Origin of the sequence: Millionella massiliensis (genome assembly GCF_900104655.1) — a bacterium.
GTDB classification, from domain to species: domain Bacteria; phylum Bacteroidota; class Bacteroidia; order Bacteroidales; family Rikenellaceae; genus Rikenella; species Rikenella massiliensis.
The window spans coordinates 1,450,902-1,473,749 of the sequence record NZ_FNWD01000002.1 but is presented as its reverse complement, the minus strand read 5'-3'; the positions used below and the strand labels follow the sequence as shown (position 1 = coordinate 1,473,749).

19 protein-coding genes are annotated in these 22,848 nt (G+C 60.5%); 7 read left to right on the top strand and 12 right to left on the bottom strand.

Going from position 1 to position 22,848, the window contains the following annotated elements; all coding sequences use genetic code 11:
* Positions 1-30 precede the first annotated feature (30 nt).
* Positions 31-1,944, top strand: coding sequence for a 1-deoxy-D-xylulose-5-phosphate synthase (gene dxs / locus BQ5379_RS05830; protein ID WP_071134570.1), 1,914 nt, complete (start codon positions 31-33; stop codon positions 1,942-1,944).
* A 262-nt stretch (positions 1,945-2,206) separates the two neighbouring features.
* Here the strand turns inward: dxs and BQ5379_RS05825 are convergent, their stop codons facing one another.
* From BQ5379_RS05825 to BQ5379_RS05815, 3 genes are all read right to left on the bottom strand, one after another.
* A complete protein-coding gene (locus BQ5379_RS05825) occupies positions 2,207-5,125 on the bottom strand; it encodes a hypothetical protein (protein ID WP_071134569.1) in 2,919 nt (972 codons plus the stop codon).
* A 20-nt stretch (positions 5,126-5,145) separates the two neighbouring features.
* Positions 5,146-5,487 carry a translation initiation factor gene (locus tag BQ5379_RS05820; RefSeq protein WP_071134568.1) on the bottom strand — a complete coding sequence of 114 codons (342 nt, stop codon included), beginning with the start codon at positions 5,485-5,487 and terminating at the stop codon, positions 5,146-5,148.
* A gap of 112 nt (positions 5,488-5,599) precedes the next feature.
* A complete protein-coding gene (locus BQ5379_RS05815) occupies positions 5,600-8,620 on the bottom strand; it encodes a GH92 family glycosyl hydrolase (protein ID WP_071134567.1) in 3,021 nt (1,006 codons plus the stop codon).
* 225 nt (positions 8,621-8,845) lie between these two features.
* Here BQ5379_RS05815 and BQ5379_RS05810 point away from each other — a divergent pair, with 225 nt between their 5' ends.
* Positions 8,846-9,748 (top strand): class I SAM-dependent methyltransferase, encoded by a 903-nt coding sequence (locus BQ5379_RS05810; protein ID WP_071134566.1) that lies wholly within the window; start codon positions 8,846-8,848, stop codon positions 9,746-9,748.
* An 87-nt stretch (positions 9,749-9,835) separates the two neighbouring features.
* Here BQ5379_RS05810 and BQ5379_RS05805 read toward each other — a convergent pair whose 3' ends face one another.
* From BQ5379_RS05805 to dprA, 7 genes are all read right to left on the bottom strand, one after another.
* Complete coding sequence (locus BQ5379_RS05805) at positions 9,836-10,405, bottom strand: sugar O-acetyltransferase (protein WP_071134565.1); 570 nt, start codon at positions 10,403-10,405, stop codon at positions 9,836-9,838.
* 364 nt (positions 10,406-10,769) lie between these two features.
* Positions 10,770-10,928: a DUF4295 domain-containing protein gene (locus BQ5379_RS11020; protein ID WP_083377613.1), complete on the bottom strand. Its 159-nt coding sequence runs from the start codon at positions 10,926-10,928 to the stop codon at positions 10,770-10,772.
* 2 nt (positions 10,929-10,930) lie between these two features.
* The gene (gene rpmG, locus BQ5379_RS05800) at positions 10,931-11,113 is read right to left on the bottom strand and encodes a 50S ribosomal protein L33 (protein WP_071134564.1); all 183 of its coding nucleotides are present in this window, start codon (positions 11,111-11,113) and stop codon (positions 10,931-10,933) included.
* Between the two features lie 29 nt (positions 11,114-11,142).
* Positions 11,143-11,376 (bottom strand): 50S ribosomal protein L28, encoded by a 234-nt coding sequence (rpmB, locus tag BQ5379_RS05795; protein ID WP_071134563.1) that lies wholly within the window; start codon positions 11,374-11,376, stop codon positions 11,143-11,145.
* A gap of 176 nt (positions 11,377-11,552) precedes the next feature.
* Positions 11,553-12,614, bottom strand: coding sequence for an NAD-dependent epimerase/dehydratase family protein (locus tag BQ5379_RS05790; RefSeq protein WP_071134562.1), 1,062 nt, complete (start codon positions 12,612-12,614; stop codon positions 11,553-11,555).
* Between the two features lie 57 nt (positions 12,615-12,671).
* Positions 12,672-14,192, bottom strand: a complete 1,521-nt coding sequence (locus BQ5379_RS05785) for an alpha-L-fucosidase (RefSeq protein ID WP_071134561.1) — start codon at positions 14,190-14,192, stop codon at positions 12,672-12,674.
* Positions 14,193-14,212: 20 nt separating this feature from the next.
* Positions 14,213-15,292 (bottom strand): DNA-processing protein DprA, encoded by a 1,080-nt coding sequence (gene dprA / locus BQ5379_RS05780; RefSeq protein ID WP_071134560.1) that lies wholly within the window; start codon positions 15,290-15,292, stop codon positions 14,213-14,215.
* Between the two features lie 286 nt (positions 15,293-15,578).
* On the opposite strand from dprA, the gene BQ5379_RS05775 reads away from it, so the two are divergent.
* The 3 genes from BQ5379_RS05775 (at position 15,579) to BQ5379_RS05765 (ending at position 18,197) form a co-directional block, all read left to right on the top strand.
* On the top strand, positions 15,579-16,280 hold the full coding sequence (locus tag BQ5379_RS05775) for a helix-turn-helix transcriptional regulator (protein ID WP_071134559.1): 702 nt from the start codon (positions 15,579-15,581) through the stop codon (positions 16,278-16,280).
* Positions 16,268-16,837: a helix-turn-helix transcriptional regulator gene (locus tag BQ5379_RS05770; protein ID WP_071134558.1), complete on the top strand. Its 570-nt coding sequence runs from the start codon at positions 16,268-16,270 to the stop codon at positions 16,835-16,837. Before BQ5379_RS05775 ends, BQ5379_RS05770 begins: the two co-directional genes overlap by 13 nt.
* Before the next feature lie 208 nt (positions 16,838-17,045).
* Positions 17,046-18,197: a glycoside hydrolase family protein gene (locus BQ5379_RS05765; RefSeq protein WP_235846035.1), complete on the top strand. Its 1,152-nt coding sequence runs from the start codon at positions 17,046-17,048 to the stop codon at positions 18,195-18,197.
* 55 nt (positions 18,198-18,252) lie between these two features.
* Here BQ5379_RS05765 and BQ5379_RS05760 read toward each other — a convergent pair whose 3' ends face one another.
* A complete protein-coding gene (locus tag BQ5379_RS05760; protein WP_071134556.1) occupies positions 18,253-18,675 on the bottom strand; it encodes a D-Ala-D-Ala carboxypeptidase family metallohydrolase in 423 nt (140 codons plus the stop codon).
* A gap of 241 nt (positions 18,676-18,916) precedes the next feature.
* Between BQ5379_RS05760 and BQ5379_RS05755 the strand changes: the two genes are divergently transcribed.
* Positions 18,917-20,071: a Wzz/FepE/Etk N-terminal domain-containing protein gene (locus BQ5379_RS05755; RefSeq protein ID WP_071134555.1), complete on the top strand. Its 1,155-nt coding sequence runs from the start codon at positions 18,917-18,919 to the stop codon at positions 20,069-20,071.
* A 192-nt stretch (positions 20,072-20,263) separates the two neighbouring features.
* Here the strand turns inward: BQ5379_RS05755 and BQ5379_RS05750 are convergent, their stop codons facing one another.
* A complete protein-coding gene (locus tag BQ5379_RS05750; RefSeq protein WP_071134554.1) occupies positions 20,264-21,256 on the bottom strand; it encodes a 4Fe-4S binding protein in 993 nt (330 codons plus the stop codon).
* 170 nt (positions 21,257-21,426) lie between these two features.
* Here BQ5379_RS05750 and BQ5379_RS05745 point away from each other — a divergent pair, with 170 nt between their 5' ends.
* Positions 21,427-22,818 (top strand): aminopeptidase P family protein, encoded by a 1,392-nt coding sequence (locus BQ5379_RS05745; RefSeq protein WP_071134553.1) that lies wholly within the window; start codon positions 21,427-21,429, stop codon positions 22,816-22,818.
* Positions 22,819-22,848: the final 30 nt, after the last annotated feature.

The window sequence follows — 22,848 nt, the reverse complement described above, 5'->3', positions numbered from 1 at the left end:
TCTATCTTTGTACTTATATCGACAGTTGAAATGACGGCGAAAGCGACCAAATATCTCGACCGTATCGACACTCCGGCCGATCTGCGGAAACTCGCGGTGGACGAGCTCCCGGCCTATTGTGCGGAGCTCCGCGAGTTCATCATCCGCGAAGTGTCGGCCAATCCCGGCCACCTGGGGGCAAGCCTCGGGGCGCTGGAACTGGCCGTGGCGATCCATTATGTGTATGATACGCCGGTCGATCGGGTGGTCTGGGACGTCGGACATCAGGCCTACGCCCACAAGATCATCACCGGTCGGCGCGACCGCTTCCATACCAACCGCAAGTTGGGCGGTATCAGCGGTTTCCCGAAGATGAGCGAAAGTGAATACGACGCTTTTGGCGGAGGGCACTCCTCGACCTCCATTTCGGCGGCGCTCGGTTTGTCGCGGGCGCTGCGCCGGGAGGACGGCACCGGACCCAAGTGCGTGGCGGTGATCGGGGACGGGGCCATGACCGGCGGTCTGGCCTTTGAGGGGATGAACAATGCCGGAGCCGATCCCGACAACGATATTCTGATCATTCTGAACGATAACCGCATCTCGATCGACCCCAATGTCGGAGCTCTGAAGGAGACGCTGCTGGACATCAGCACGTCGCGCCATTACAACCGCTTTAAGGATTCGACCTGGAAGGCGTTGAACCGTGCGCCCCGCCTGCGCCGGGTGATCCAAAAGATGCTCAACGGGGCAAAATCCTTCTTCCTGCACCAGAGCAACCTCTTCGAATCGTTCAACTTCCGCTATTTCGGGCCGGTCGACGGCAACGATGTGGTGGCGCTGGTCAAGGCGTTGCGTGATCTGCGCAACCTGCCGGGCCCCAAGATTCTCCATGCACTGACCGTCAAGGGCAAAGGGTATGCTCCGGCGGAGCAGAACCAAACCCAGTGGCATGCACCGGGGCGGTTCGACCCCGACACCGGGGAGCGTCTGGCCGTCTCGCCCGAAAAGTCGGGCAGGCTGCGGTATCAGGATATTTTCGGCCATACGCTGGTGCAGCTGGCCGAGGCCGATCCCCGGATTGTGGGGATCACGCCGGCCATGCCCACCGGCTGTTCGATGAACCTGCTGATGGAGCGGATGCCCGATCGCGCATATGACGTCGGAATTGCCGAAGGACACGCGGTGACCTTTGCGGCCGGACTGGCTGCCGGAGGTAAGGTGCCGTTTTGCAACATCTACTCGTCGTTCATGCAGCGTGCCGTGGACAACGTGATCCACGATGCCGCGATTCAGGAGTTGCCCGTTGTGCTCTGCCTGGACCGCGCCGGGCTGGTGGGCGAGGATGGGGCCACGCACCACGGGGCATTCGACCTGGCCCTGTTGCGCGGCATCCCGAACCTGACGATCGCGGCGCCGATGGATGCCGTCGAACTGCGCAATCTGATGTATACGGCATCGGCCGGAACCGACGGGATGTGGGTGATCCGCTACCCGCGTGGCGGTGCATTCCCTGTGGAGGTGCTGAACGAACCGCTGACCCGGATCGAGCGCGGCCGCGGACGGATCCTCGCTGAACCGGACGGGGCGAAGGTAGCCCTGCTCTCGGTGGGGGCGATCGGAGCTGAAGCAGCCCGGGCGGTCGAATCACTCGCGGCGGAGGGTGTGGCCGTAGCCCATTACGACCTGCGCTTTGTCAAACCGCTCGATGCGGAGCTGTTGGAGCGGATCGCCGGGCGGGGGTATCGTTATGTGGTGACGGTCGAAGACGGTGTCGTTGTCGGCGGGGCCGGGAGTGCCGTGCTGGAATATCTGGCCGATCGGGGGCGGTTGACTGAATTGCAGGTGATCCGTCTGGGATTGCCGGATCGTTTTGTGGAACACGGATCGGTGCAGCAGTTGCGTGCCTTGTGCGGTATCGATGCTGATTCCATCGCCCAAAAGATTCGGTTGTTGCTGGCGGAGTAACCCGTGGGGACGGGCGGCTGTCGTCCGGAATGCGGTCGGCGGGTCGGTGGATAGTTGAGGAAAAGAGAAAGAGTGAGTGGGGGCGTCGTGCAGAACTGAGAACGACGACGGAAATCGGAAAAGGGAGACTTGTCTGCGAGTATCCCGTTTTGAGAAATACGAACGGCCGTAAAATTCGGGTCGTGAAATTATAGCAAAACAGTCGGGGAAGAATTCCGTATGGAAATTCTTCCCCGACTGTTTTTTCTGTACCCGGCTGAGGCTAAAAGTCCATGGCCAGTCCGACGCCGAAATAGAATTTGTCGTTCGACGGGGAGGCCAGCGTGAATTTGACGGTAGCGGGGCTGGACGACCCCAGTACGTTCATCTCGAAGGCGATGTCGCCGCCGTAGGACCAGATGTTGTGGCCTCGGGTGGTGCCGCCGCCGGCAAAGTAGGCACCGCGGCTGAAGTCGCCGAAGAGATTCATCCAGATTCGTTTGAAAAAGACCACGCCGTTGATGCCGCCGTCCGGATAGCAGACCGGGAAGGTGTAGTCGAGCGAGGCGGCCCCGTAGTATTTGGCTGCCCACCCGTTGTAGGCGCCGCGCGGGAAGAAGGGCTTTTGATTGAAGCCCAGTTCGGCTTCGGTCTGGTACATGCCTCCCACACGCAGGGTCATGCTGTGGTTGCGCATGAAGCCGGGCAGGTAGCCCCGTGCGAAGAGGCTGTAGAGCATGCCGAAGCGGTTGTTGAAGGCGCCTATGACGTCGGCCCGCAGGGCGTACCCCAGCCGGGGGGTGATGCAGCGGGTCGAGGCGCGGCGGTTGTTGCTCCACCACAGTGAAGCGTAGTAGCTTTGGTAACCTTTGGTGAAGCTCGATCGGTCGGGATCGTACATCAGCGAGTTGTGGTGGGTCACGGTGAAGGAGGGTTGCAGCAGGCGCAGGTTGCTGCCGCCCGACAGGTCCAGCGGCACGGACACGCTTCCCTGTACCTGGAGGAAGTTCTTGCGGTCGGCCGGTGCGCGGATCCCGGCGTTGTAGCTGTCCACGGGGATATAGACGCTCTGTTTGCCGCCGCCGTATTCCACGTCGGCCGTAATCTGGAGCGGCAGGCCGGCGTAGGTCCACGAGCCTTGCAGCCAGTTGTCGCCGTGGAGCCGTCCGTAGGTGGCCGAGCCGTAGCTGTCGCCCATCACGCTCTGGAAGAAGAGGCTCGCACCGAAGCCGATGTTCAGGGTGCGGTCGCTGGTGTTCAGCAGGTTGTCGATGTCGGCGGCTACCGGCGCCCAACTGTGGATGTTGAACCATCGCAGGGCCTTGTTGTAGCGGCGTACGGGGTGGCTGGTGGTGGAGTCGTCCATGGGCAGTTGGCTCATGGTGGGGACGTTCCACCGCGGGGCGGGAATGTTCAGCAGATTTGCCGGGAGACGGCTCCAGCGAACCGTATCCTGGGTGTCGTGCGGTGTCGTGGAGGCCACGAGGTACCCGTCGGCGGTGTAGGTGGTGAAGAGCACGCGCGAGGTGTCGGCCGCGGGGGAGTAGGCCCCGAATCGCGAGGTGGTCAGTCGGCGTTCGGTCCGCTCCGGAGTGGTCAGGTCGAGGGTGTGGATTTCGTCCTTGCCGGACTGGATCGAGCTGAAGTAGAGGTGGCCGTGGCCGTCGGCGGTGAGCCCGCTGAGGGTCACCATCGAGGGAGCGGTGATGGCTTCGACGGGGGTCAGGGTGCCTTCGGGGGTGACGCTGGTGCGGCACAGCTGCATCCCCTCTTCGCCCAGCGCGATGAAGGCCAGCGTGCGGGTGGTGCTGTCCCATGCCATGCCGTGCAGGGTGGTCAGCAGGTCGAACGGCAGACGGTCGGTCTCGCGGAAGGGCTCGGCGGTGTGGAGCACCAGATCGCTCCCGCCGAGCGAGTCGGGCGATACGGTGGCCACAAACGTCCGGCCGTCGAGGGTCAGCGGCGTGGCGAAGTAGTGGGCCTGTCGGTGGCCGTAGCTCTTTCGTTTGCCGGTCGTCAGGTCGAGGCTCCGTATGATGGAGTAGGTCTTGTATTCCCATACGGGGTGGGGTTTGTACTCGGTCCACCAGAGGGTGTTCCCGGCGACGGTGGGGCGGCTCGACGGCGTGGCGATCCACCGTAGGGTGCGGTCGCGGTGGGTGGTGGTATCGACCCATACGAAGCGGGGCGGGGTGTCGTAGTCGGTCTTGGTGGCGATGATGCCGCGCGGGGTGGGAAGCGGATCGGCGTAGGTGGTGAAGGCCCGGCCGTCGCGGGTGGGACGGGTCAGGGTGCGATAGCTGTCGGGAATGGCGGAGTAGGGCTTCCAGTGGTCATACAGGTCGTCGAGGGCCGTCTGGCTGAGATCGCTGAGGCGGGTGTTGTAGTGGCGGCTGAGGTAGATGCGCAGCGGCACGATGAAGATGGGCCAGCGGCCGGCGTATTCGACGGCGCGGCCCCACATTTCGGGCCCGTGATACCGTTCGCCGGCGGCGACTACCTGGTAGCCGTATTCATAGAGGCCGGGGATGTAGGTGCGGTACGAGCCGGAGATCCACCGGTCGCTTTTGAGGCGGGTGTTGGTGCTGTCGGCGGCAAAGAGGGCGCGCATCCCGACGGTGAAGGAGGGTTGGTAGGCGCGGCCGAATTCGGAGTACTGGGTCTCGGCCAGGGTGGCGTCGCCTTCGAGAAACCATTTGGGTACGACGATCATCCCGACACAGGTGCCGGCTTCACCCAGCAGCCAGGAGGCAACGCGGGTCAGGCCGCTGCGCAGGGCCGAGAGCTGTACGATGTGGCGGCTTTCGTGGACGGCGAGTTGTTTGAGCCACGGCTCGGCATAGATGTCGCCGGCCGGGGCGGTGGTCATCAGCTCCATCCGCTTCGGGGCCCAGACGACTTCGCCGTTGGAGTAGAGGTTCTCGGTGTGGAGGAGGATCGGAAGCCGCTGGGGGGTGCGGGTGAATCCGTGGGTGATGCTCGGAGCGATGGTGTCCAGAAATCCGGCCAGAGCGGTGGCCGTCGGGGCATATCGCTCGGGATAGACGAGTTTGTAATGGGGGCTTTTGATCTGCTCCCAGCGGAGGTTCATCGGGCCGCGGCCGTTGTAGTAGAATTGGGCGCGGGCTGCGGGTTGTGCCAGTAGAGTCAACAGGAACAACACCAGGGCCGAAAGGCGGTACGTGCGGATGGGGTGTCGCATCGGGGTCGGTCGGTGGGGGCTCAGATCTTGCGGGCCTTGTAGCCGGCTTGGATGAGTATCTGGACGACTTTGTCGCGGAAGTCGCCCTGAATGATGATTTCGCCCTCTTTGGCGCTGCCGCCTACGCCGCAACGCTGTTTGAGCATCTTGCACAACTCCTTGAGGTCGCTTTCGTCGCCCACGAAGTCGGCCACGATGGTGACCTGTTTGCCGCCGCGGTTGCGACGGTCCAGTGCCACGCGGAGCCGCTGTCGGGCGGGTGGCAGGGTCTCGGTGCGGGGCGCTTCTTCGGTCTGGTATTGGAAGTCGGGATTGGTGGAGTAGACGGTGCCTAACCGTGCTTTCCAGTCATTGCTGCTCATGTCGTTCGAGGGCGTTCTGTGTCGTTTGGGGCGCGGCGTGAGCCGGTGAAGCGAATGTGGTGCGTTCTGCCGGTCTTCTCCCAATGGAGAGGGGGCGCCGTTCGGGGTGTGGTTAATAGGCGGTGATCTCGTCAACGAACATCCACGACGGATTCCCTTTGCCGATGTGCCAGTCGGGCAGTTTGCCGTTGCGGATCACAAAACGGATGTATCGGGCGGTGACGCCTCCGGGAATCCGTGTCCCGAAGAAGTGGGCACCGTGGCTGGCTGTCTGGCTGTCGATCGTGGTCAGGGCCACCGGGTGGGTGAAGTGGATGCTGTCGGTCGAGAAGTCGAATATGGCGTCGCGCGGCAGGACAATCCAGGATCCGGGCGCGTTGATGGCGTTAAATCCTACGTGGCTCAGCGTCTGAGGCTTCCCCAGGTCGATGACGCCGGTCAGGTTGTTGCCGTCGAAGCCGATCCATTGCGGTTGGATGTAGTTGTTGCCGCCCAGGGCGTAGTCGGTCAAGGCGGCGGCTCCGCCGTTGACATAGGGGGCCGAGGGGGCTTCGTCGAGTGTTACCCGGGCGCCTTTGAGCATACTCTTGTAGAAGTGATACTCTTTGACGTTGCTCATCTGGCGGTCGGGAGTGATGGCGCGCAACTTGAGGCGGGTGTTCTCCGAAAGACGGATACCCTGGGGACCGGCCGTGGGGGAGTTGCTGTCCGGATCACGTCCGTCGGTGGTGTAGACGATGCGGGTGCCGGGTTGGGCGTGGTAGAGTTTCGGCCGCAGGGTCTTGGTGGGGCCGAAGACCTGGAGGGTGTCGTCGATGTAGGGCTCGAAGACGATGCCGTCGAGCATCTGCTCCGATTCGACGGCATCTTCGGCCGGAATGACCGAGACGGGGCGGTCGGCCGGATCGGCGCCGAACGATTTGTTGGGGGTGTCACCCATGTGGAGTACGAGCTTGCCGCCCTGAGCGATCATCTGATGGGTGATGTAGGATTTGGTGTAGGGTTCGCCGTTGTATTCGGCGGACTGGATGTAGATGTCTTTTCCGTCGGAGGAGAGTCCCTTGGCTTTGATGATGAACGTTTTGCCGTCGGCCATGTGGATGGCGGTCTCCTTGAAGGTGGGGGTGCCGAGCACGTAGATGCCGGAGGCGGGGGTGACGGGATAGAAGCCCATTGCGCTGAGCACGTACCAGGCGGACATCTGGCCGCAGTCTTCGTTGCCGCAGAGGCCGTCGCGTCCGGTGGTGTAGAGGGTGCGTTTGATCTGGTCGACCTTTTCCTGGGTGCGCCACGGGGCTCCGGCGTAGGAGTAGAGGTAGGCCACCTGGTGGGAGGGCTCGTTGCCGTGGGCGTACTGGCCGATCAGACCCGACACGTCGGGCGAGTGGTCGGCGGTGGTGGAGGGGGCGTTGAACATCGAGTCGATGGCGGCGATGTAGGACTCGTCACCGCCGAGCATGGCGATGTGGGTGTTCACGTCCTGCGGGACGAAGAACCGGTAGTGCCAGGCGTTGCCTTCGGTGAAGTCGCCCTGGCCGAGAATCGAGATCTGGGTGGGGTCGAACGGGGTGACGAATTGGCCGGTGGAACGGCGACCCTTGAAAAATCCGTCTTCGCGATCGAAGTGGTTTTTGTAATATTGGGCGCGGGTGATGAATTCGTGGTAGAGGCTGTCCTGGCCCAGTGCGCGGGCCATCTGGGCGATGCACCAGTCGTCATAGGCGTATTCGAGGGCTTTCGATACGGAGTTGTTCTCCTTGTCGGAGGGGAGGTAGCCCAGTGTGTAGAAGTAACCCAGTCCGCTGTAATTGGGTTGCATGGCGCTGTGGACCATGGCTTCGAGGGCGAGCTGGCCCAGCGAATCGGGGATTTGGCCTTTGAGGTATGCGTCGGCGATGATCGGTACGGAGTGGTAGCCGATCATGCAGTTGTTTTCGTTCATGTGGAGGTCCCATACGGGGAGCCGGCCGGACTGCTGGTAGTAGCGGAGCATGGATTCGACGATGGCGGCGTTGGTCTGCGGAGCGACGATCGTCAGCAGCGGATGTAGGGCCCGGAAGGTGTCCCACGTCGAGAAGAGGGCATAGTTGGGGCGTTCGCCCTTGCTGGCGGGATTATGGATGCGGCCGTCGGAGCCCCGGTAGCGACCGTTGACGTCGCTGAAGAGGTACGGGGCGGTCATCGAGTGGTAGAGGGCGGTGTAGAAGATGGTTTTGTCGTCGGCGTTCGGGCCGGTCACTTCGATGCGGCTCAATGCCTGGTTCCAGCTGTCGCGGGCGGCCTGAACCAGTTCGTCGAAACTGTGGCCCTGGGCTTCGGCTGCGAGGTTGTCGGCCGCGCTTTCGAGCCCTACGGCCGAGATCCCTACGCGGATTTCGACCGTTTTGGTGTGTTTCTGCGGGAATACGGCCAGTACGACCCGTTCGCCCTGGCAGGAGTCGACGTTGGTGGTGTCGATGCCGTTGATCCGGGCCCGGATCTCGCGGATCGGTTCCGAAAATTCGGCGCGGAAGTAGATGGTGTGGTCGGCGGCCCAGCCGTTCGAACGGCGCCATCCTTCGATGGTGTGGTCGTCCACCAGGCGGAAGGCGGCGCTGTTCACGTTATCCTGGATGCCGTGGCGCAGGTCGATGATGATGTGTTGGTTTTCGGTGGTGCCGAACGTGTAGCGGTGAACGCCGGTGTGGGGGGTGGCGGTGAGTTCGGCGCGGATGTTCGGGTCTTCGAGAAAGACGCTGTAGTAGCCGGCCGATGCCTTTTCGTTCCTGTGCTGGAAACGCGAACGGTAGCCGGTTCCGGGCTCGGCTTTGCTGCCGGGTTCGAATTTGAGGGGGCCGGTGGCGGGCATGAACAGAATGTCACCCAGGTCGGCGCCGCCGGTGCCGCTCAGGTGGGTATGCGAGAAGCCGATGATGGTGGAGTCGCTGGTGTGGTAGCCCGAGCACCAGTCCCAACCCTGCGTGTCGGTATCGGGAGAGAGTTGCACCATCCCGAACGGTGTGGTGGGGCCGGGGAAGGTGTGTCCGTGGGCATCGGTTCCGATCAGCGGGTCGACGTAGTCCACGGCTTGTCGGGAGGAGTCGCAACCGGTCAGAATAAGGGTGCCCAGAAGGATCAATAGGGAGAATCTCATGAGTATGCGGTGGTTTGTGGTAGTTGATTGCAAATATATTGAATTTTATCCCTACTTTTACTTTGAGAATGGAGATTGAATGGTCGAAAACTCTTGTTTTTACTTCTTTTGCAGTATTTTTGACGATTTTGTCCCGTATACAGATTGATTTGTCGTGCGGGTGCGACGGCAGTGGCGAGTGGAGTGGCTGTCCGGCGTCCCCCGTTAACCGTTTGAATTTTGAATATGGAACTGCTGACTTTGGCTCCTGAATTTTGGGAGGACTACGAATTGCTGGACTGTGGCGGCGGGCGGAAACTGGAGCGTTTCGGCCGGGTGGTGACGGCACGGCCCGAACCTCAGGCATTGTGGGCCCCGTCGCTCGGCGAGGCGCAGTGGGAGGCGCGTGCCGGTGCCCGCTTCCGGAAGGACAAGGGGAGCGAGGATCGGGGCGAGTGGGTGCTGCGGCGCGGAACTCCGCAACAGTGGTTTGTCGAGTATCGTAATCCGCAGGGGCTGAAGCTGCGGATGCGGTTGGGGCTGACTTCGTTCAAGCATGTCGGAATCTTTCCGGAGCAGGCGGCCAACTGGGACTATATCTACGATACGGTCGGTGCGTTGCGCCGGGCCGGAGTCGATCGGCCGGCGGTGCTGAACCTGTTTGCCTACACGGGCGGAGCTTCGCTGGCGGCGCGTGCGGCAGGGGCCGAGGTGACGCACGTCGATTCGGTGCGGCAGACGGTCACCTGGTCGCGCGAGAACATGGAGGCGTCGGGGCTGGACGGTATCCGTTGGGTTGTGGAGGACGCTCTGAAGTTCGTGCGGCGCGAGGTGCGGCGAGGACGGCGTTACAACGGGATTATTCTCGACCCGCCGTCGTACGGACGTGGGGCCGAGGGCGAAAAGTGGGTCCTCGAGGAGCAGATCCGCGAGATGCTGTCGCTGTGTGCCGAATTGTTGAGCGGTGAGCACTGTTTCGTGGTGTTGAATCTCTACTCGATGGGGTTGTCGGCGCTCCTGGCCCGGACACTGGGTGAGTCGGTCTTCCCGCAGATGAAGGGGGCGCAGAGCGAACAGGGTGAACTGTTCGTGACGGACTCGTTCGGCAAGCGGTTGCCGCTGGGGGTCTTCTTCCGCTTCCGGAAATAGGACGGCGTGTCGTGAAGAATAAAGGCCGGGGAGATAACACTCCCCGGCCTTTTTGTGTATAGAAGGTGCGGTGGGTGGACCTGCGGTTTATCGGGCGTCGATGTAGCGGAGGATGCGGGCCGGAACGCCGCCGACGATGGCGTTGTCGGGAACGTCTTTCGTGACGACGGCTCCGGCTGCGACGATGGCGTTGCGACCGATGGTCACGCCTTGCAGAATGGTGGAGTTCGAACCGACCCACACGTTCTCGCGCAGGACGATCGGTGCGGGTGAGGTCGTGCCGCGGGTCTCGGGCGAGAGACCGTGGTTGAGGGTGGCGAAGACGACGTTGTGGCCGATCTGGCAGCCGTCGCCGATGGTCACTCCGCCGTGGTCCTGGAAGTGGCAGCAGGCGTTGATGAAGACGTTTTGGCTGACGTGGATGTTCTGTCCGAAGTCGGAGTAAAAGGGCGGAAAGACACGCAAGGTGTCGGGAACGGGCCGACCGAAGAGGCGAGAAAGCAGGGCGCGGACCTCTTCGGGGGTGTGGTAGGCGCTGTTCAGTTCGAAGGTGATGCGACGGGCGCGTTCGCTCATCTCGTTCATCAACTGTTGGGTTTCGGGGGTGTCGAAGGGTTTGCGTTCGGCGGCGTGTTGCAGAAATTGTTCGATGGTCATGGCTGGATGGATTGGGTTGGGAGCGGAGGCTCGGATATGTTTAGGCTCGAAAAAGGGATTTAAGGGGGGACGGGTGAAGTTTGCCGGTCGGAGAGGGTGATGTATGTTCTGCTGTTATGTGTGAGGGGATGTGCCGGGTTTGCGGTCGGGCGTCTCGGGTTTGCGGCAGTGTATGCCGGGAGAGCAGGGCGTCGGGCGGGTAATTTTAGGGGTGGAATAATTCGTTTACGGTCTGCGCAAAGATATAAAAAAGCGGCCTCGCACAGGGGAGGCCGCTTTTTTGTGACGGACGGATTGCTTCGCCGGGTCACAAAACGGGACAGGGTTTGTGTGTGTGGTTGTCCCGCTCGAAAATGGGATCGGATTACTTCTTGGCGAAGAAATCTTTAACTTCTTCGTTCGGAACGATTTCGGTCTTGAAAGTGTAAGCGCCGGTTTTTTCCGATTTCACCATTTTGATGCATTTGGTCACGTTCTTACCGTTAGCTGCGGTTTTGAGCGTTGCGACTACCTTCTTTGCCATGATTACTTAATTTCGCGGTGGATGGTTACTCGTTTCAGTATGGGGTTGTATTTTTTACGTTCCATACGTTCCGGGGTGTTCTTTTTGTTTTTGGTGGTGATGTAGCGCGACATACCCGGCATTCCGCTCTCTTTGTGCTCGGTGCACTCGAGGATCACCTGTACGCGGTTTCCTTTTTTAGCCATTTCGTTGGAGTCTTCCGACTGTTTGAGGATTAGTAAATTTTAGGCAGGGCGGCGGCGTTTTTCAGAGCCGAGCTCAGACCTTTCTTGTTGATGGTACGCATGGCTGCGGCCGAAACTTTCAGGGTCACCCAGCGGTTCTCTTCTTCGAGGAAGAAACGCTTGCTCTTCAGGTTCGGGCTGAAGCGGCGTTTGCTCTTCTTGTTGGAGTGCGACACGTTGTTTCCGACCTGTGCGCACTTACCGGTGATTTGACAAACTTTCATTGCTTTATCGGTTGTGTTGTGAATAAACAGGTTGCAAATTTCGGTATTTTTCTCCGAATAATCAAATTTTTGCAGAATTATCCGCCGCGGATCGGGCTGAACGTGGTGCGCTGAGGTGTGAAAACCGGGTGCGACGGGAAACCGAAAGGGCGCTCCGGTGGAGCGTCGGGCTCGGCTCAGGCCGATTGCTCGGGCTCTGCACGTTCGGAGCTGTCGGGTGTTTCGGCCGTTTCGTCCGGGGCGGGCGGGGCGAAGGCGGCGATCGTTTCGGTCAGGTCGGTGTAGCGGAAGGGAGTGTCGCGCATGACGGCCGATCCGTCGTAGCGTTTGTGGGTTGAGAGAACCGCGGACATCGAGGGGGCGAAGGGGATGGCCAGCCGCAACAGCCAGCGGGGCAGGCGGATGCGGGGGACGGCGAGTCCCTGCGACCGGGCCAGCAGGCTCAGAAACCGTCGGTAGGGGAGGTTTTCGGCCGAGAGAACGTAGCGCTTGCCCCAGCACGCGGGGGTGCGGGAGAGTGTCACCAGGGCGCGGGCCACGTCGTCGGCCGAGACGAAGGCGGTGGTGCCGTCGATCCAGAACCGGTTGGCCCCCTTGTGCATGGCTCTCAGCAGGTCGTTGAGCCAGAATCCGGAGCGGGGCGACATGGTGCCGAGGATCACGGCCGGGTTGACGATGACGGTGCGCAGACCGTGGGCGGCGCCGCGCCAGACTTCGTTCTCGGAGAGGAACTTGCTACGGGCGTAGGCCGAGGCGCCGGCCAGGTTCTCCATGATGGAGTTCTCGTCGATGCAGCCGGCATGATTGACGTTGCTGCCCAGCGCGGCGACCGAGCTGACGTGCGCGAAGAGGGGCTGTTCCTCTCGGGGCAGTTCGAGGGCGGTGACGATCAGATTGTGGGTGATCTCGACGTTGCGGGTGACCAGTTTTTCGCCGTCGCGGCTCTTGCCCACGGCCACGCGGGCGGCGCAGTTGAAGAGCAGGTCGGGGCGAACCTCCTGCAGCAGCTGCCGGCAGTCGCCGATGTACTCCAGGGCGGCGACCACGCGGTGGCAGGGGCGTTCGCTGAGCCCTTCGCGCATGAGCAGCCAGTCGAGTTTCTCCCACGACTCTTCGGAGTGGGCGACGGCCGTTAACTCGTATTCCGGAGCTCCGGTGGTGTCGGTCGAGCGGAGCAGCTCGGCGATCAGGTGGGTGCCTACCAGTCCGGTGGCGCCGGTGATGAGAACCTTTTTCATGGGTGCTGGATTTCTTGGAATGCTGGTTTCGTGGAGCGGCGGTACTGCGCGGGGGGCTTACCGGATGCGCAGGGCATGGGCGTAGTCGGTGGGCGGGGTGGTGGGGCAGTGGACGACGAGGCCTTCGGAGGTCTGCTCCCAAGTGATCGGTTCGTCGCTGCCCACCAGCGAGACGGAGTTGATCGAACTCAGGTGCGGATTCCCGGCCTTCAGGCTTTGGATCGTAAGGGTACGGTCTTTGGGCCAGGCTAGCGCGATGGCGTACAGCGTGTCGCCTTTCTGAGTGAAACGGATGTCCTGACTGGTGTAGCCGGCATCGGTTTCGCTGTGGTGGCCGCTGGCGTCACGGGCGTTGCCTTCGCCGAAGGTGACCCATGGTCGGGTGCCGTAGATCGCTTCGCCGTTGACGCTCAGCCATGCGCCGATGGCTCGCAGAACGGCCTGTTGTTTTTCGGGAATGGTCCCGTCGGCTTTCGGGCCGACGTTCAGCAGCAGGTTGCCGTTCTTGCTGACGATGTCCACCAGGTCGTCGATCAGCCGGTTCGGACTTTTCAGGTCGGTCTCGTCCTGCATGTAGAACCAGAAGAGTTCGCCGATCGAGGTGTCGGTCTGCCACGGGAATTTCCGCATCTTGTCGCTCTTGCCCCGTTCGAGGTCATAGACCTGGATGTTGTCGCCGTAGCCGAATTTGGTGTTGACAACCACCTCTTTGTTCCAGTCGAGGGCGTTGTTGTAGTAGTAGGCCAGGAATTTATAGAAGGTCTCCTGGAAGGGCTGTTTGCCCACGGTCCAGTCGAACCAGATCAGTTCAGGCTGGTAGAGGTCGATCAGTTCGTAGGTGTGTCGGAGCCAGTTCTCGCGCGAGTGGGCGTTGGAACCCGGGTGCTGGTCGTACTCCGGACCGAAGGCGGGGCCGTCGGGCTCCTCGATGCGTTCGCCGTAGAGGCTGATGGTGGTGTCCTGCACGTCGGACGGAATTTGCATCCCTTTGCTGTAGAACCAGCAGTGCTCGGCGCGGTGGGACGACAGGCCGAAGTGCAGACCGGCGGCCAGGGTGGCCTCTTTCAGCTCCTGAATCAAGTCGCGGCCGGGACCCATCGCCACGGAGTTCCATGGGTTGAAACTGCTGCGGTAGAGGGCAAAACCGTCGTGGTGTTCGGCCACGGGAATGATATATTTTGCGCCGGAGGCTTTGAACAGTTCCAGCCAGGCTTGCGGGTCGAAGTATTCGGCCTTGAACATGGGGATGAAGTCTTTGTAGCCGAACTGGTCTACGGGGCCGTAGGTTGCGACGTGGTGACGGTACGTAGCACTGCTGCTGTCGTACATGTTGCGGGCGTACCAGCCGTCGTAGGCCGGGACGGAGGCGGGACCCCAGTGGATGAAGATGCCCAGCTTGCTGTCGCGGAACCAGTCGGGGATGTGGTAGTGTTGCGCGATGGTGGCCGAGTCGGGCTGGAACAGGTCGGTCCCCTGAGGGGAGGCGGTGGTCGAGATGTCGGGCTGGTAGCCGCTCTCCGAGGTGCAGGCCGTGAGGCTCAGCAGTGCGGAGGTGAGAAGAATCGGTAGGGTTTTCATTTAATATATGGGGTGAAACTTTAGACTTTGTAATAACATTTGTAGGGGTCGGCGGCCAGTAGACCGTGTGCCCGCAGCTGGCCGATGAGGCTCGAGGCCTCCCACAGGGGCAGTTGCCAGAGTTCGGCGAGGCTCTCGGTGTCGAGGCGGGCGCCGGCCGGCAGGGCGTCGTAGGCCGTGCGCAAACGCGGCGAGAGGCTCTCGACGGTGGACGGGGCGGCGTGCGGTGGTTGCCAGTTCAGGGCGTTGGCGATGTCTTCGACGCTCTGGTACAGGATGGCCTGGTTGGTGCGGATCAGCATGTTAGTCCCTTCGCTGGCCGGCGAGTCGATGGGACCGGGCAGGGCGAAGAGCTCCTTGTTGTAGCTGGCGGCGATGTCGGCCGTGACGAGCGATCCGCCTTTGATGCCCGATTCGACGACGATGGTCCCCTGGCTCAGTCCGGCCACCAGCCGGTTGCGGCTGAGGAAGTTGCCGCGGTCGATCACGGTGCCCGGAGGCATGTCGGAGACGATGGCGCCGCCGGCGGCGAGGATCTGCCGAGCGAGGTAGTAGTGGCTGCGCGGCACGATGTCGTCGACCCAGCCGGCCATGACGGCAACGGTCCGGAGCCGGTATTGCAGGGCGGCGCTGTGGGCGGCCTTGTCGATGCCGAAGGCCAGTCCGCTGACGATCACCGTGTCGGGATAGCTCAGCGACAGTTCGCGCACGATGCGACCGGTGGCGGCGGTGCCGGCCGGAGTGGCCTTGCGCGTCCCCACGATCGAGAGCCAGCGGCCGCTGTTGAAGTCCACCGGGCCCCGGACATAGAGTATGCACGGAGCATCGGGACACTCGGCGAAGGCGCGCGGAAAGTCGGTCATCCCGTGGGTCAGAATCCGGATGCCGCTTCGGGCGCACTGGTCGATGATGCTCTCGGCGCGGGCCAGATATTGTCCCGAGGTGATCTCCCGGGCCATGGCGATCGAGGCGCCTGCGGCGGTCAGTTGGGGGATCTCCGCGTGGATGACCGCCTCGGCGCTGCCGAATGCGGCCAGCAGTTGTCGCATATGTTTGCTGCCGACTCGCGGGACGAGCGACAGGGCGATACTGTATTTCATATCGGTAAAGATAGGTATTTTTCGGAGGTTTTCCGTTGGCCGGTCTCGCGAAGGCAAAATCGCTCGGCGGAATGCGGGGCCGGAACAGGAATCGACCGCCGAACCAAACCGAAACGAGGACAGAGGGCGGGTGTTGTGTAAAAGGGTCGAGCGTTTCGGAAAATTGATTGGGGCAGAGGTTCCGGGCAGCGTGGCGGCCGTCGCTTTTCGGAAAAGCAGCGGCGGGAATCGAACGTGCGGGGCTGTCTGCGGATTGGTTTTTCGGGAAAATTACTACCTTTACGCTATGGCACTTTTAACTTCCGACATGCCGCTCAGCGCGGCGCTCGAACAACATCCCACACTGATCCCGCTGGTCAGCCGGTTCGGAATTCGGCTGGGGCTGGGCGACAAATCGGTCGCTGCGGTCTGTGCCGAACATGCCATCGATGCCGGCTTCATGCTGGCGCTGATGAATACCTATCTGTTCGAGGAGTACTTCCCGGAACAGAAACTCAAATCGTTCCACGTCAGCCAGATTGTCGATTACCTGTCCAAAACCAATGCCTATTATCTGCAGTTGCAGGTCCCCAATATCGAACGTCACCTGGGGTCGCTCATTGCCAGCGCCGGCGGCGAGAATAAGAATCTGGCCCTGATCGGCCGCTTTTTTGCCCGCTTCAAGGAGAGCCTCACCGAGGCGATCGAATACGATACCCGCGAGTGGTTCCCGTATTGTCTGGCGTTGAGCGCGGGAAACGGGGCGGCGGATTGTGCGGAGATCGGACAGCGGATCGCTATCCCGGCTCCTGATGAGGAGGATCCGGCGGTTAGCCTGCTGGGTGACCTGCGCAGCATCATGGTCCGCCACCTCAGCGGCCAGTATAACGATAATCTGGCCTATGCCGTGATCTTCGCCATCGACAGCATCGAACGCGACATCCGCCAGCATAACCGCATCCGAAACCGGATTCTCACCCCCATCATCACTGCCTTATGTCGCGGGTAGCCGTTATTTTGCCCGATCTGTTGCAGGGGGCCGGGCTGACGGCCATCCTGGAACGCTATTTTGCACCGGTCGAGGTCGAAACCTTTGCCGGAGTGACAGGGGTGTTGTGTGAGTCGGGAACTCATTTCGACTGGTACTTCACGGACAGTGTGACGTTCGCTTCGAACATCGCGTTTTTTCTGCCGCGGCGCGGACAGAGCGTCGTGCTGGTGCCCGGTCGCCCCGCTCCGGTGCCGGGGGTCGATTCGCCGAGGTTGATCGGCATGGGCGATACGTTCGAAGAGCTGCTCGAGGAGATTGACCGTGTGCTGTCGGCCGAGCGTGCGACCGATGAGACCGCTTCCGACGAACTCTCGGCGCGCGAGGTACAGGTCCTGCAACTTGTTGTGAGCGGCGCGATCAACAAGGAAATCGCCGAACGGCTCAACATCAGCCTCAATACCGTGCTGACCCACCGCAAGAACATTACGGCCAAACTCGGCATCAAAACGATCTCGGGACTGACCCTCTATGCACTGATGCACGGCTATATTTCCACCGAAGACATGACTCTCTAAGGAGGTGAAACGATGCGTGCGGAGTCCGAACCCCGAACCCGGACTTTTGGCCCCTGGATGTCGTATCCTTCCCGGACAGGATGTCGTGTTGCGCGGTCTGAGGAGAGTTTGAAGTGCTTGTCTGGATGGGTGTCTGATGGCGGAGGATGGAACGGGTGTCGGAACGAACCCGATTGGATAGTAATGTTGTAAATATATGTTGATCAGAATGAAAAATTTGAACATTCGAATGTTGCTGGGATTGGTTGCCGGGATGTTGTCGGCTTCTCCGCTTTGTGCCCGGTCGCTTGAAAACGGGAGTGGGTTGAAGTCGGCCGCCGGGGTCGAACTGACTATGCCCGTGACGCATATGGCGCTGACGGCGCGTCTGATCGGTCCGGCCGTCGAGGAGACCGACTGGTTCAACTGGTGTGTCTCTCCGATTATGGGCGAGGATGGTAAGGTGCATATCTTCAGCAGTCGCTGGCCCAAAAGCGAAGGAATGGAGGGGTGGCAGGGGCGGCATGCGCAAATCGCTCATTTCGTGGGAGACCGTCCTGAGGGGCCGTTCCGCTATGTCGGTCCTGTGCTGACTTCCGATATGCTGCCCGATTCGTTGACGATGGCTGCGCCGCACAACCCCCGTCTGGAGTATGTGGATGGGAAGTATGTGCTGCTGTACATTTGTCAGAATCCATCCCGGCCGGGACAGATGCGGATCGGGATGATGACTGCCGACCGGCTGGAGGGGCCGTGGCGTTTCGCAGGCGACCGGCAGGGAATCGTGGTCGACGCGGCCACGCAACCCGGACACTGGACTTACGGGGCGAAGATCGGGGTGTGCAATCCGGCGTTTCTGAAAATCGGCGACGAGTATCGCATCTATTTCAGTTGTGTGACCAAACCGCACGACCAGGCTTCGCGCAGTTACGGATGCGCCGTGGCCGAACGTCTCGAGGGCCCCTATCGTATGGAAGACAAACCGGTGACTGACAACATATCCTACATTGAGGATGCGCAGGCGTTCGAACAGGATGGAAAGTACTATTTGCTGACGACCGATAATTTCGGGCGCAATACGGGGCTGTTCGGGGCGTTGATTCTGTGGGAGTCGAAAGATGGCAGGGAGTTCCGGATGCAGGATGCGAAAATCGCCATGGGAACGCTCTTCGACTACTGGGGCGACGAGGCGGACCGGGAACGGTTGATGAGTACGCCGGGAGTGTTCGTGCGCAGTGCTTCGGGCAAACTGGAACGTCCGGCAATCCTCAAAATCAAGGGGAAACCGGCCTATCTGTATGCCGTGGGAGGTGTGAACCTGGAGGGCGGACCGGTCTCCAAATCCTATGTGTTCAAAATCGACTGGAAAAAGGGGAAATAGCGGGCTGCCGAAGTGTGGGCGGCGAGCGATGTTGCATTATCCGTCGGAATCTGCATTATAGATAAAGTACCTGACGGCGGTTGCTGCCCCGGCGGTAGCTGAGGTGGATCCAGTCGGGCCCGGTGGCGCTCCCCCGCTCCCAGATCAACTGGTCGAAATCGATGCGTTCACTCTGCTGCATCTCGATGATCCGGGCGAAAAGTTGACGGTTTTGTGCGGCGGTTCCGGTGGTGAGGTCGGCGGCTTCGCCGGTCTGATGCTGGGAGTTGGCGACCCCGCCCACGGCCCTGTTGAGTTCCGGACAACGGTACCCGCTGCTGACGCGGATCGGTTGGCCCCAGGCTCGGCGGAGCGGATCGAGCAGCTCGTCGATTAGGGTCTGTAACTTCTGGCGGACGGCCGGGGCGGGTGTGTTGTCGATCTGCCGGGCGGTTGCGGTGTCGGAATGACACAGCTCTTCGATACTGAAATAGGTCATAGGTGAAAATATATGGTGTGATACATAAGGTTGCCCGATGCCTAATGCTGCATTGGGGGGGCTGCGGCGAAATACGGATTTTGATGCAGAACCACCAAACGGGGTGTGATGGGTTGGCCTTTTTTCTTTCTATAACTCCATTCCCAACACATTTCTATCCTAAGTCGGGGAATAGCTGGGATGACAAAACAGTCATGATACAATAAATCACTATCTTTGCTCCAAATATCGAATTCAGACAATGGCCGAGGAAAAAACTCAATCCGGAACGAACAACGCAGAAAAAGAGATTGATCTGCTGGAACTGCTCCAAACAGTATGGGCTGCACGCAAGCGGATTATCAAATATGCCATCGTAGGGGCGGTTATCGGGCTGGTCATAGGCTTCAGCCTGCCGAAAACCTATGTGACATCGATTAAAATGGCGCCCGAAAGTAAATCGGGAACTTCGGGAGGCAACATGGCTGGTCTGGCTGCCATGGCGGGTATCAACCTGAACAGTGGAGCCGGTACGGAGGGGATTACAACCGATATTTTTCCCGATATTGTTAAAAGTACGCCTTTCCTGCTGGAGTTTGCCGAAATTCCGGTGACGCTGACCCCCAAGGCGAAAGGTGAGCCCGGCGAGCAGATGACACTCTTCGAATATGTTACCGAACACCAGAAAAAGCCTTGGTGGAAACACCTGACAGCGTTCCCCGGGAAAGCAGTCGGTTGGGTACTCTCTCTCGGGCGCGACAAGGTCGAGGAGGAGTTGCCGCCGGTGGATTCGCTGGATATATTCGAATTACCAAAAGCATACAAAGGTTTTGCTGGAGCTTTGGGGCAGATGCTTGCGGTTGAAGAGGATAAAAAATCCTCGATGCTCGAAGTGACCGTTACGATGCAGGATCCGCGTGTATCGGCCGTAATTGCCGATTCGCTGGTCAACAAACTCCAAAAGTATATGACCTCCTACCGGACCCGCAAAACCCGTTACGACCTGGAGCAGAATATGCGTCAGAACGAGGAGGCGCAGGCGCGCTACTATGAGGCCGAAGATCGGCTGGCCGAAGCAATTGACCAGAACCGAAACATCTCGTCCGAATTGTTGCGCGTGCGGATCGAGCGACTGCGTAACGAACGTAATCTGGCTTACAATGTCTATAGTCAGACCGCCTCGCAGGTCGAGATGAACAAGATCAAGTTGCAGGAGGCTACGCCGATTGCCACTGTCGTAGAACCTGCCATCGTTCCCGACCGTCCCGCCTCGCCCCGCAAGATGATGATCCTGGTCGCTTTTGCCTTCCTGGGAGGTTTTCTGGCCGTTGGGATCGTGGTGGTCAAGTCGCTTTTGGCAAACAATAATGCTTCGGAAGCCAAAGCCGGTGAGACGGTTGTGGATGTTCAGTCATAACGTGGAATCTGAGAAGACGCAGCATGTAGAGGGGGGATGTGAAAAATGATGCAGCAACTCGTTTTCCTCGGAAAAGGAAATAAAATAGAGTTTAAAAATTAAGGGATTATCCGCCTGTCGAATATAAACGGCAGGCGGATCTCTTTTTTAAAGGGAGTTGTGACCCGCGAGCCGGTATGGGATGGAGGAAATTCAGATACGGGCCAGCATCAGAAATGTCACGTAAAGCGTCAGAACGATCGTCAGATAGACCGTTCGGGCTCGCGACGGGGCCAGTCCCAGAAAACGGTACTCCACGGCCCCGTGCGGGCAGACCGCATGGCAATCGCCGCACAGGGTGCAGTTCAGTGCCGGTCGCCCCAGCTCCAGATCTTTCGGCGAGATGGCCGCGTGAGGGCAGGCCCGTGCACACCGCATGCAGCGGGTGCAGCGTTCGCGGTTGAACCGCAGCCGGGTCGGATTGACCCATTTGAGCAGCGATACGATTGCCCCCATCGGGCAGAACAGGTTGCAGTGGATCATTTGGCGTTTGCGCGGCGACAGGAAAAGCACGAGCAGCCAGCCGGTCACACCCCAGAGTACGACCAGTGCGGTGACGAGCCAGAGCGGTGCCCCGAGCAGGCGGAGCAGCACGGCGACGGTTGCCACCAGCGCGACAGCTCCTAGCCGGAACCGCCATCGGTGGCGGATGGCCCCCGAGAAACTGCGGAAATCACGTCCGGCACGGGCGCGGTTGAGGTCGCAGCCGCCCATGTAGCAGAGCTGGCTGCACCAGGCCGGTCCCGAAAGGAGGATGGTGGACAGGAAAAGGATCGGCATGAAGGCCCATTCGGCCCGGTAGATGGCTCCCCCCTCGATCACCATCGGGATCGGGAAGTGGAGTTTGCCCGTCATAAGAAACATCGGCGAGACGGTCAGCCCGAGCAGCAGCTGGCCGAAAAAGACCCCCGAAAAGAGCAGCCAGGTGCGTCGACGCCAGCGCGGTGCCGACTTCGGGTCGAGGTATTTGCCCGTCAGCCAGAACCCCAGCGCGGCGGCTCCCGCAATCTGTACCCATCCCAGTCCCGGCCCGAGGCGGTCGAAAAGCAGGATGTCGAAGCGGGCCATGCTGCGAGCCGTGACCAGCAGCGCGGTGACCAGCAGGGCCACGGTCAGCGCCGGTCTGTATTTTTTGAGAAACGCCACAAAAATGCTTACATTTACAACGGACAAAAATACGAAAAACGGATTCACCCTCAGCTGCCGGCCGTAAGAGATGAGCCCCCGGCGGAAGCCCGGTTCTACAGTTTCGCGGCGGAGGGTGGTATCACGTTATGGGTGTGTCCGAACAAAATCCATAGATAAGATACGAAAATATGTTCACCCCGGAAATTTACACCGCACGTCGGGCAGCGCTGCGGAAAAAAATCAAACATGGCGTCATTATCCTGCCCGGAAACAACGACGCCTCGATCAACTATCCGGCCAACGCCTATGATTTTCGGCAGGATAGCAATTTTCTGTACTACTTCGGTTTGAAACAACCCGGTTTCGTGGGGTTGATCGACATCGACCGCGATACGGACTGTCTCTATGCCAACGATTGGACCATGGACGACCTGATTTGGATGGGGCCGCAGCCGACCGTCCGCGAACAGGCCGAGCAGGTCGGCGTCAAGTCGTCCGGCAACCTGATGGAGCTGGCTGCCACGCTCAACAGTGCCATCAAAAAAGGGCGTAAGATTCACTTCGTACCGCCCTATCGCAGCGATACGAAACTGCAACTCTCGGCCTGGCTGGGCATTGCGGTCGACCGGCTCAAGGATCACGTGTCGCGCGAATTGATCCGGGCCATCGTCTCGATGCGCGAGATCAAACAGCCCGAAGAGATTGCCCAACTGGAAGAGGTCGCTTTGACCGGTTACAAAATGCACACCACCGCGATGTCGATGTGCCGCGAGGGGCTGTCGGAGTTGGATATTGCGGTCGAGCTGGACAAAATCGCAGCCCACGGCGGAGGACGAACCTCGTTCCGCAGCATCGTGTCGCAGCACGGCGAAACGCTCCACAACCTCAGTTACGACGGTCGCCTGCAGAACGGTAACCTGCTGCTGATCGATGCCGGAGCCGAAAACGCGATGGGATATGCGAGCGACCACACGCGGACGCTGCCCGTCAGCGGCAAGTTTACGCAGAAACAGCGTGAAATCTACGAAATTGTGCTGGCTGCCAATGCCAAAGGACAGGAGTTGGCGTGTCCCGGCGTTACGTACCAGAGCGTGCACCTCGAAGCGATGCGGGTCATTGCCGAGGGGCTGACGGCGCTCGGACTGATGAAGGGCGATCCGGCCGAAGCCGTTGCCACGGGTGCCGCCGCACTCTTCATGCCTCACGGATTGGGTCACCAGATGGGGCTTGACGTGCACGATATGGAGGGACTCGGCGAAAAGTATGTCGGCTACGACGACGCCACTACCCGCAGCACCCAGTTCGGACTGGGGGCGTTGCGGATGGGCAAGGCGCTGCAGCCCGGCCACGTGCTGACCGTCGAACCCGGTATCTATTTCATCCCGGCACTGATTCAGAAATGGGAACGCGAGCACATCAATTCGGCTTTCATCAACTTCCCGAAACTGCACAACTATTTCGATTTCGGAGGAATCCGTCTCGAAGACAACATTCTGATTACTCCGACCGGCAACCGTCTGATTAGCAAGCATCGGGCTCCGATTGCTCCCGACGATGTCGAGGCCGCAATGGCCCGATAGAGCGCGTGGGCTTCGATTCCGGGACGGGTG

Coding starts and splice junctions, on each gene's coding strand:
- dprA (WP_071134560.1), bottom strand. CDS start 15,292: ATGAAATACAGTATCGCCCTGTCGCTCGTCCCGCGAGTCGGCAGCAAA.
- BQ5379_RS05825 (WP_071134569.1), bottom strand. CDS start 5,125: ATGCGACACCCCATCCGCACGTACCGCCTTTCGGCCCTGGTGTTGTTC.
- BQ5379_RS05815 (WP_071134567.1), bottom strand. CDS start 8,620: ATGAGATTCTCCCTATTGATCCTTCTGGGCACCCTTATTCTGACCGGT.
- BQ5379_RS11020 (WP_083377613.1), bottom strand. CDS start 10,928: ATGGCAAAGAAGGTAGTCGCAACGCTCAAAACCGCAGCTAACGGTAAG.
- BQ5379_RS05805 (WP_071134565.1), bottom strand. CDS start 10,405: ATGACCATCGAACAATTTCTGCAACACGCCGCCGAACGCAAACCCTTC.
- dxs (WP_071134570.1), top strand. CDS start 31: ATGACGGCGAAAGCGACCAAATATCTCGACCGTATCGACACTCCGGCC.
- rpmB (WP_071134563.1), bottom strand. CDS start 11,376: ATGAAAGTTTGTCAAATCACCGGTAAGTGCGCACAGGTCGGAAACAAC.
- rpmG (WP_071134564.1), bottom strand. CDS start 11,113: ATGGCTAAAAAAGGAAACCGCGTACAGGTGATCCTCGAGTGCACCGAG.
- BQ5379_RS05810 (WP_071134566.1), top strand. CDS start 8,846: ATGGAACTGCTGACTTTGGCTCCTGAATTTTGGGAGGACTACGAATTG.
- BQ5379_RS05760 (WP_071134556.1), bottom strand. CDS start 18,675: ATGACCTATTTCAGTATCGAAGAGCTGTGTCATTCCGACACCGCAACC.
- BQ5379_RS05745 (WP_071134553.1), top strand. CDS start 21,427: ATGTTCACCCCGGAAATTTACACCGCACGTCGGGCAGCGCTGCGGAAA.
- BQ5379_RS05820 (WP_071134568.1), bottom strand. CDS start 5,487: ATGAGCAGCAATGACTGGAAAGCACGGTTAGGCACCGTCTACTCCACC.
- BQ5379_RS05785 (WP_071134561.1), bottom strand. CDS start 14,192: ATGAAAACCCTACCGATTCTTCTCACCTCCGCACTGCTGAGCCTCACG.
- BQ5379_RS05790 (WP_071134562.1), bottom strand. CDS start 12,614: ATGAAAAAGGTTCTCATCACCGGCGCCACCGGACTGGTAGGCACCCAC.
- BQ5379_RS05765 (WP_235846035.1), top strand. CDS start 17,046: ATGAAAAATTTGAACATTCGAATGTTGCTGGGATTGGTTGCCGGGATG.
- BQ5379_RS05755 (WP_071134555.1), top strand. CDS start 18,917: ATGGCCGAGGAAAAAACTCAATCCGGAACGAACAACGCAGAAAAAGAG.
- BQ5379_RS05770 (WP_071134558.1), top strand. CDS start 16,268: ATGTCGCGGGTAGCCGTTATTTTGCCCGATCTGTTGCAGGGGGCCGGG.
- BQ5379_RS05775 (WP_071134559.1), top strand. CDS start 15,579: ATGGCACTTTTAACTTCCGACATGCCGCTCAGCGCGGCGCTCGAACAA.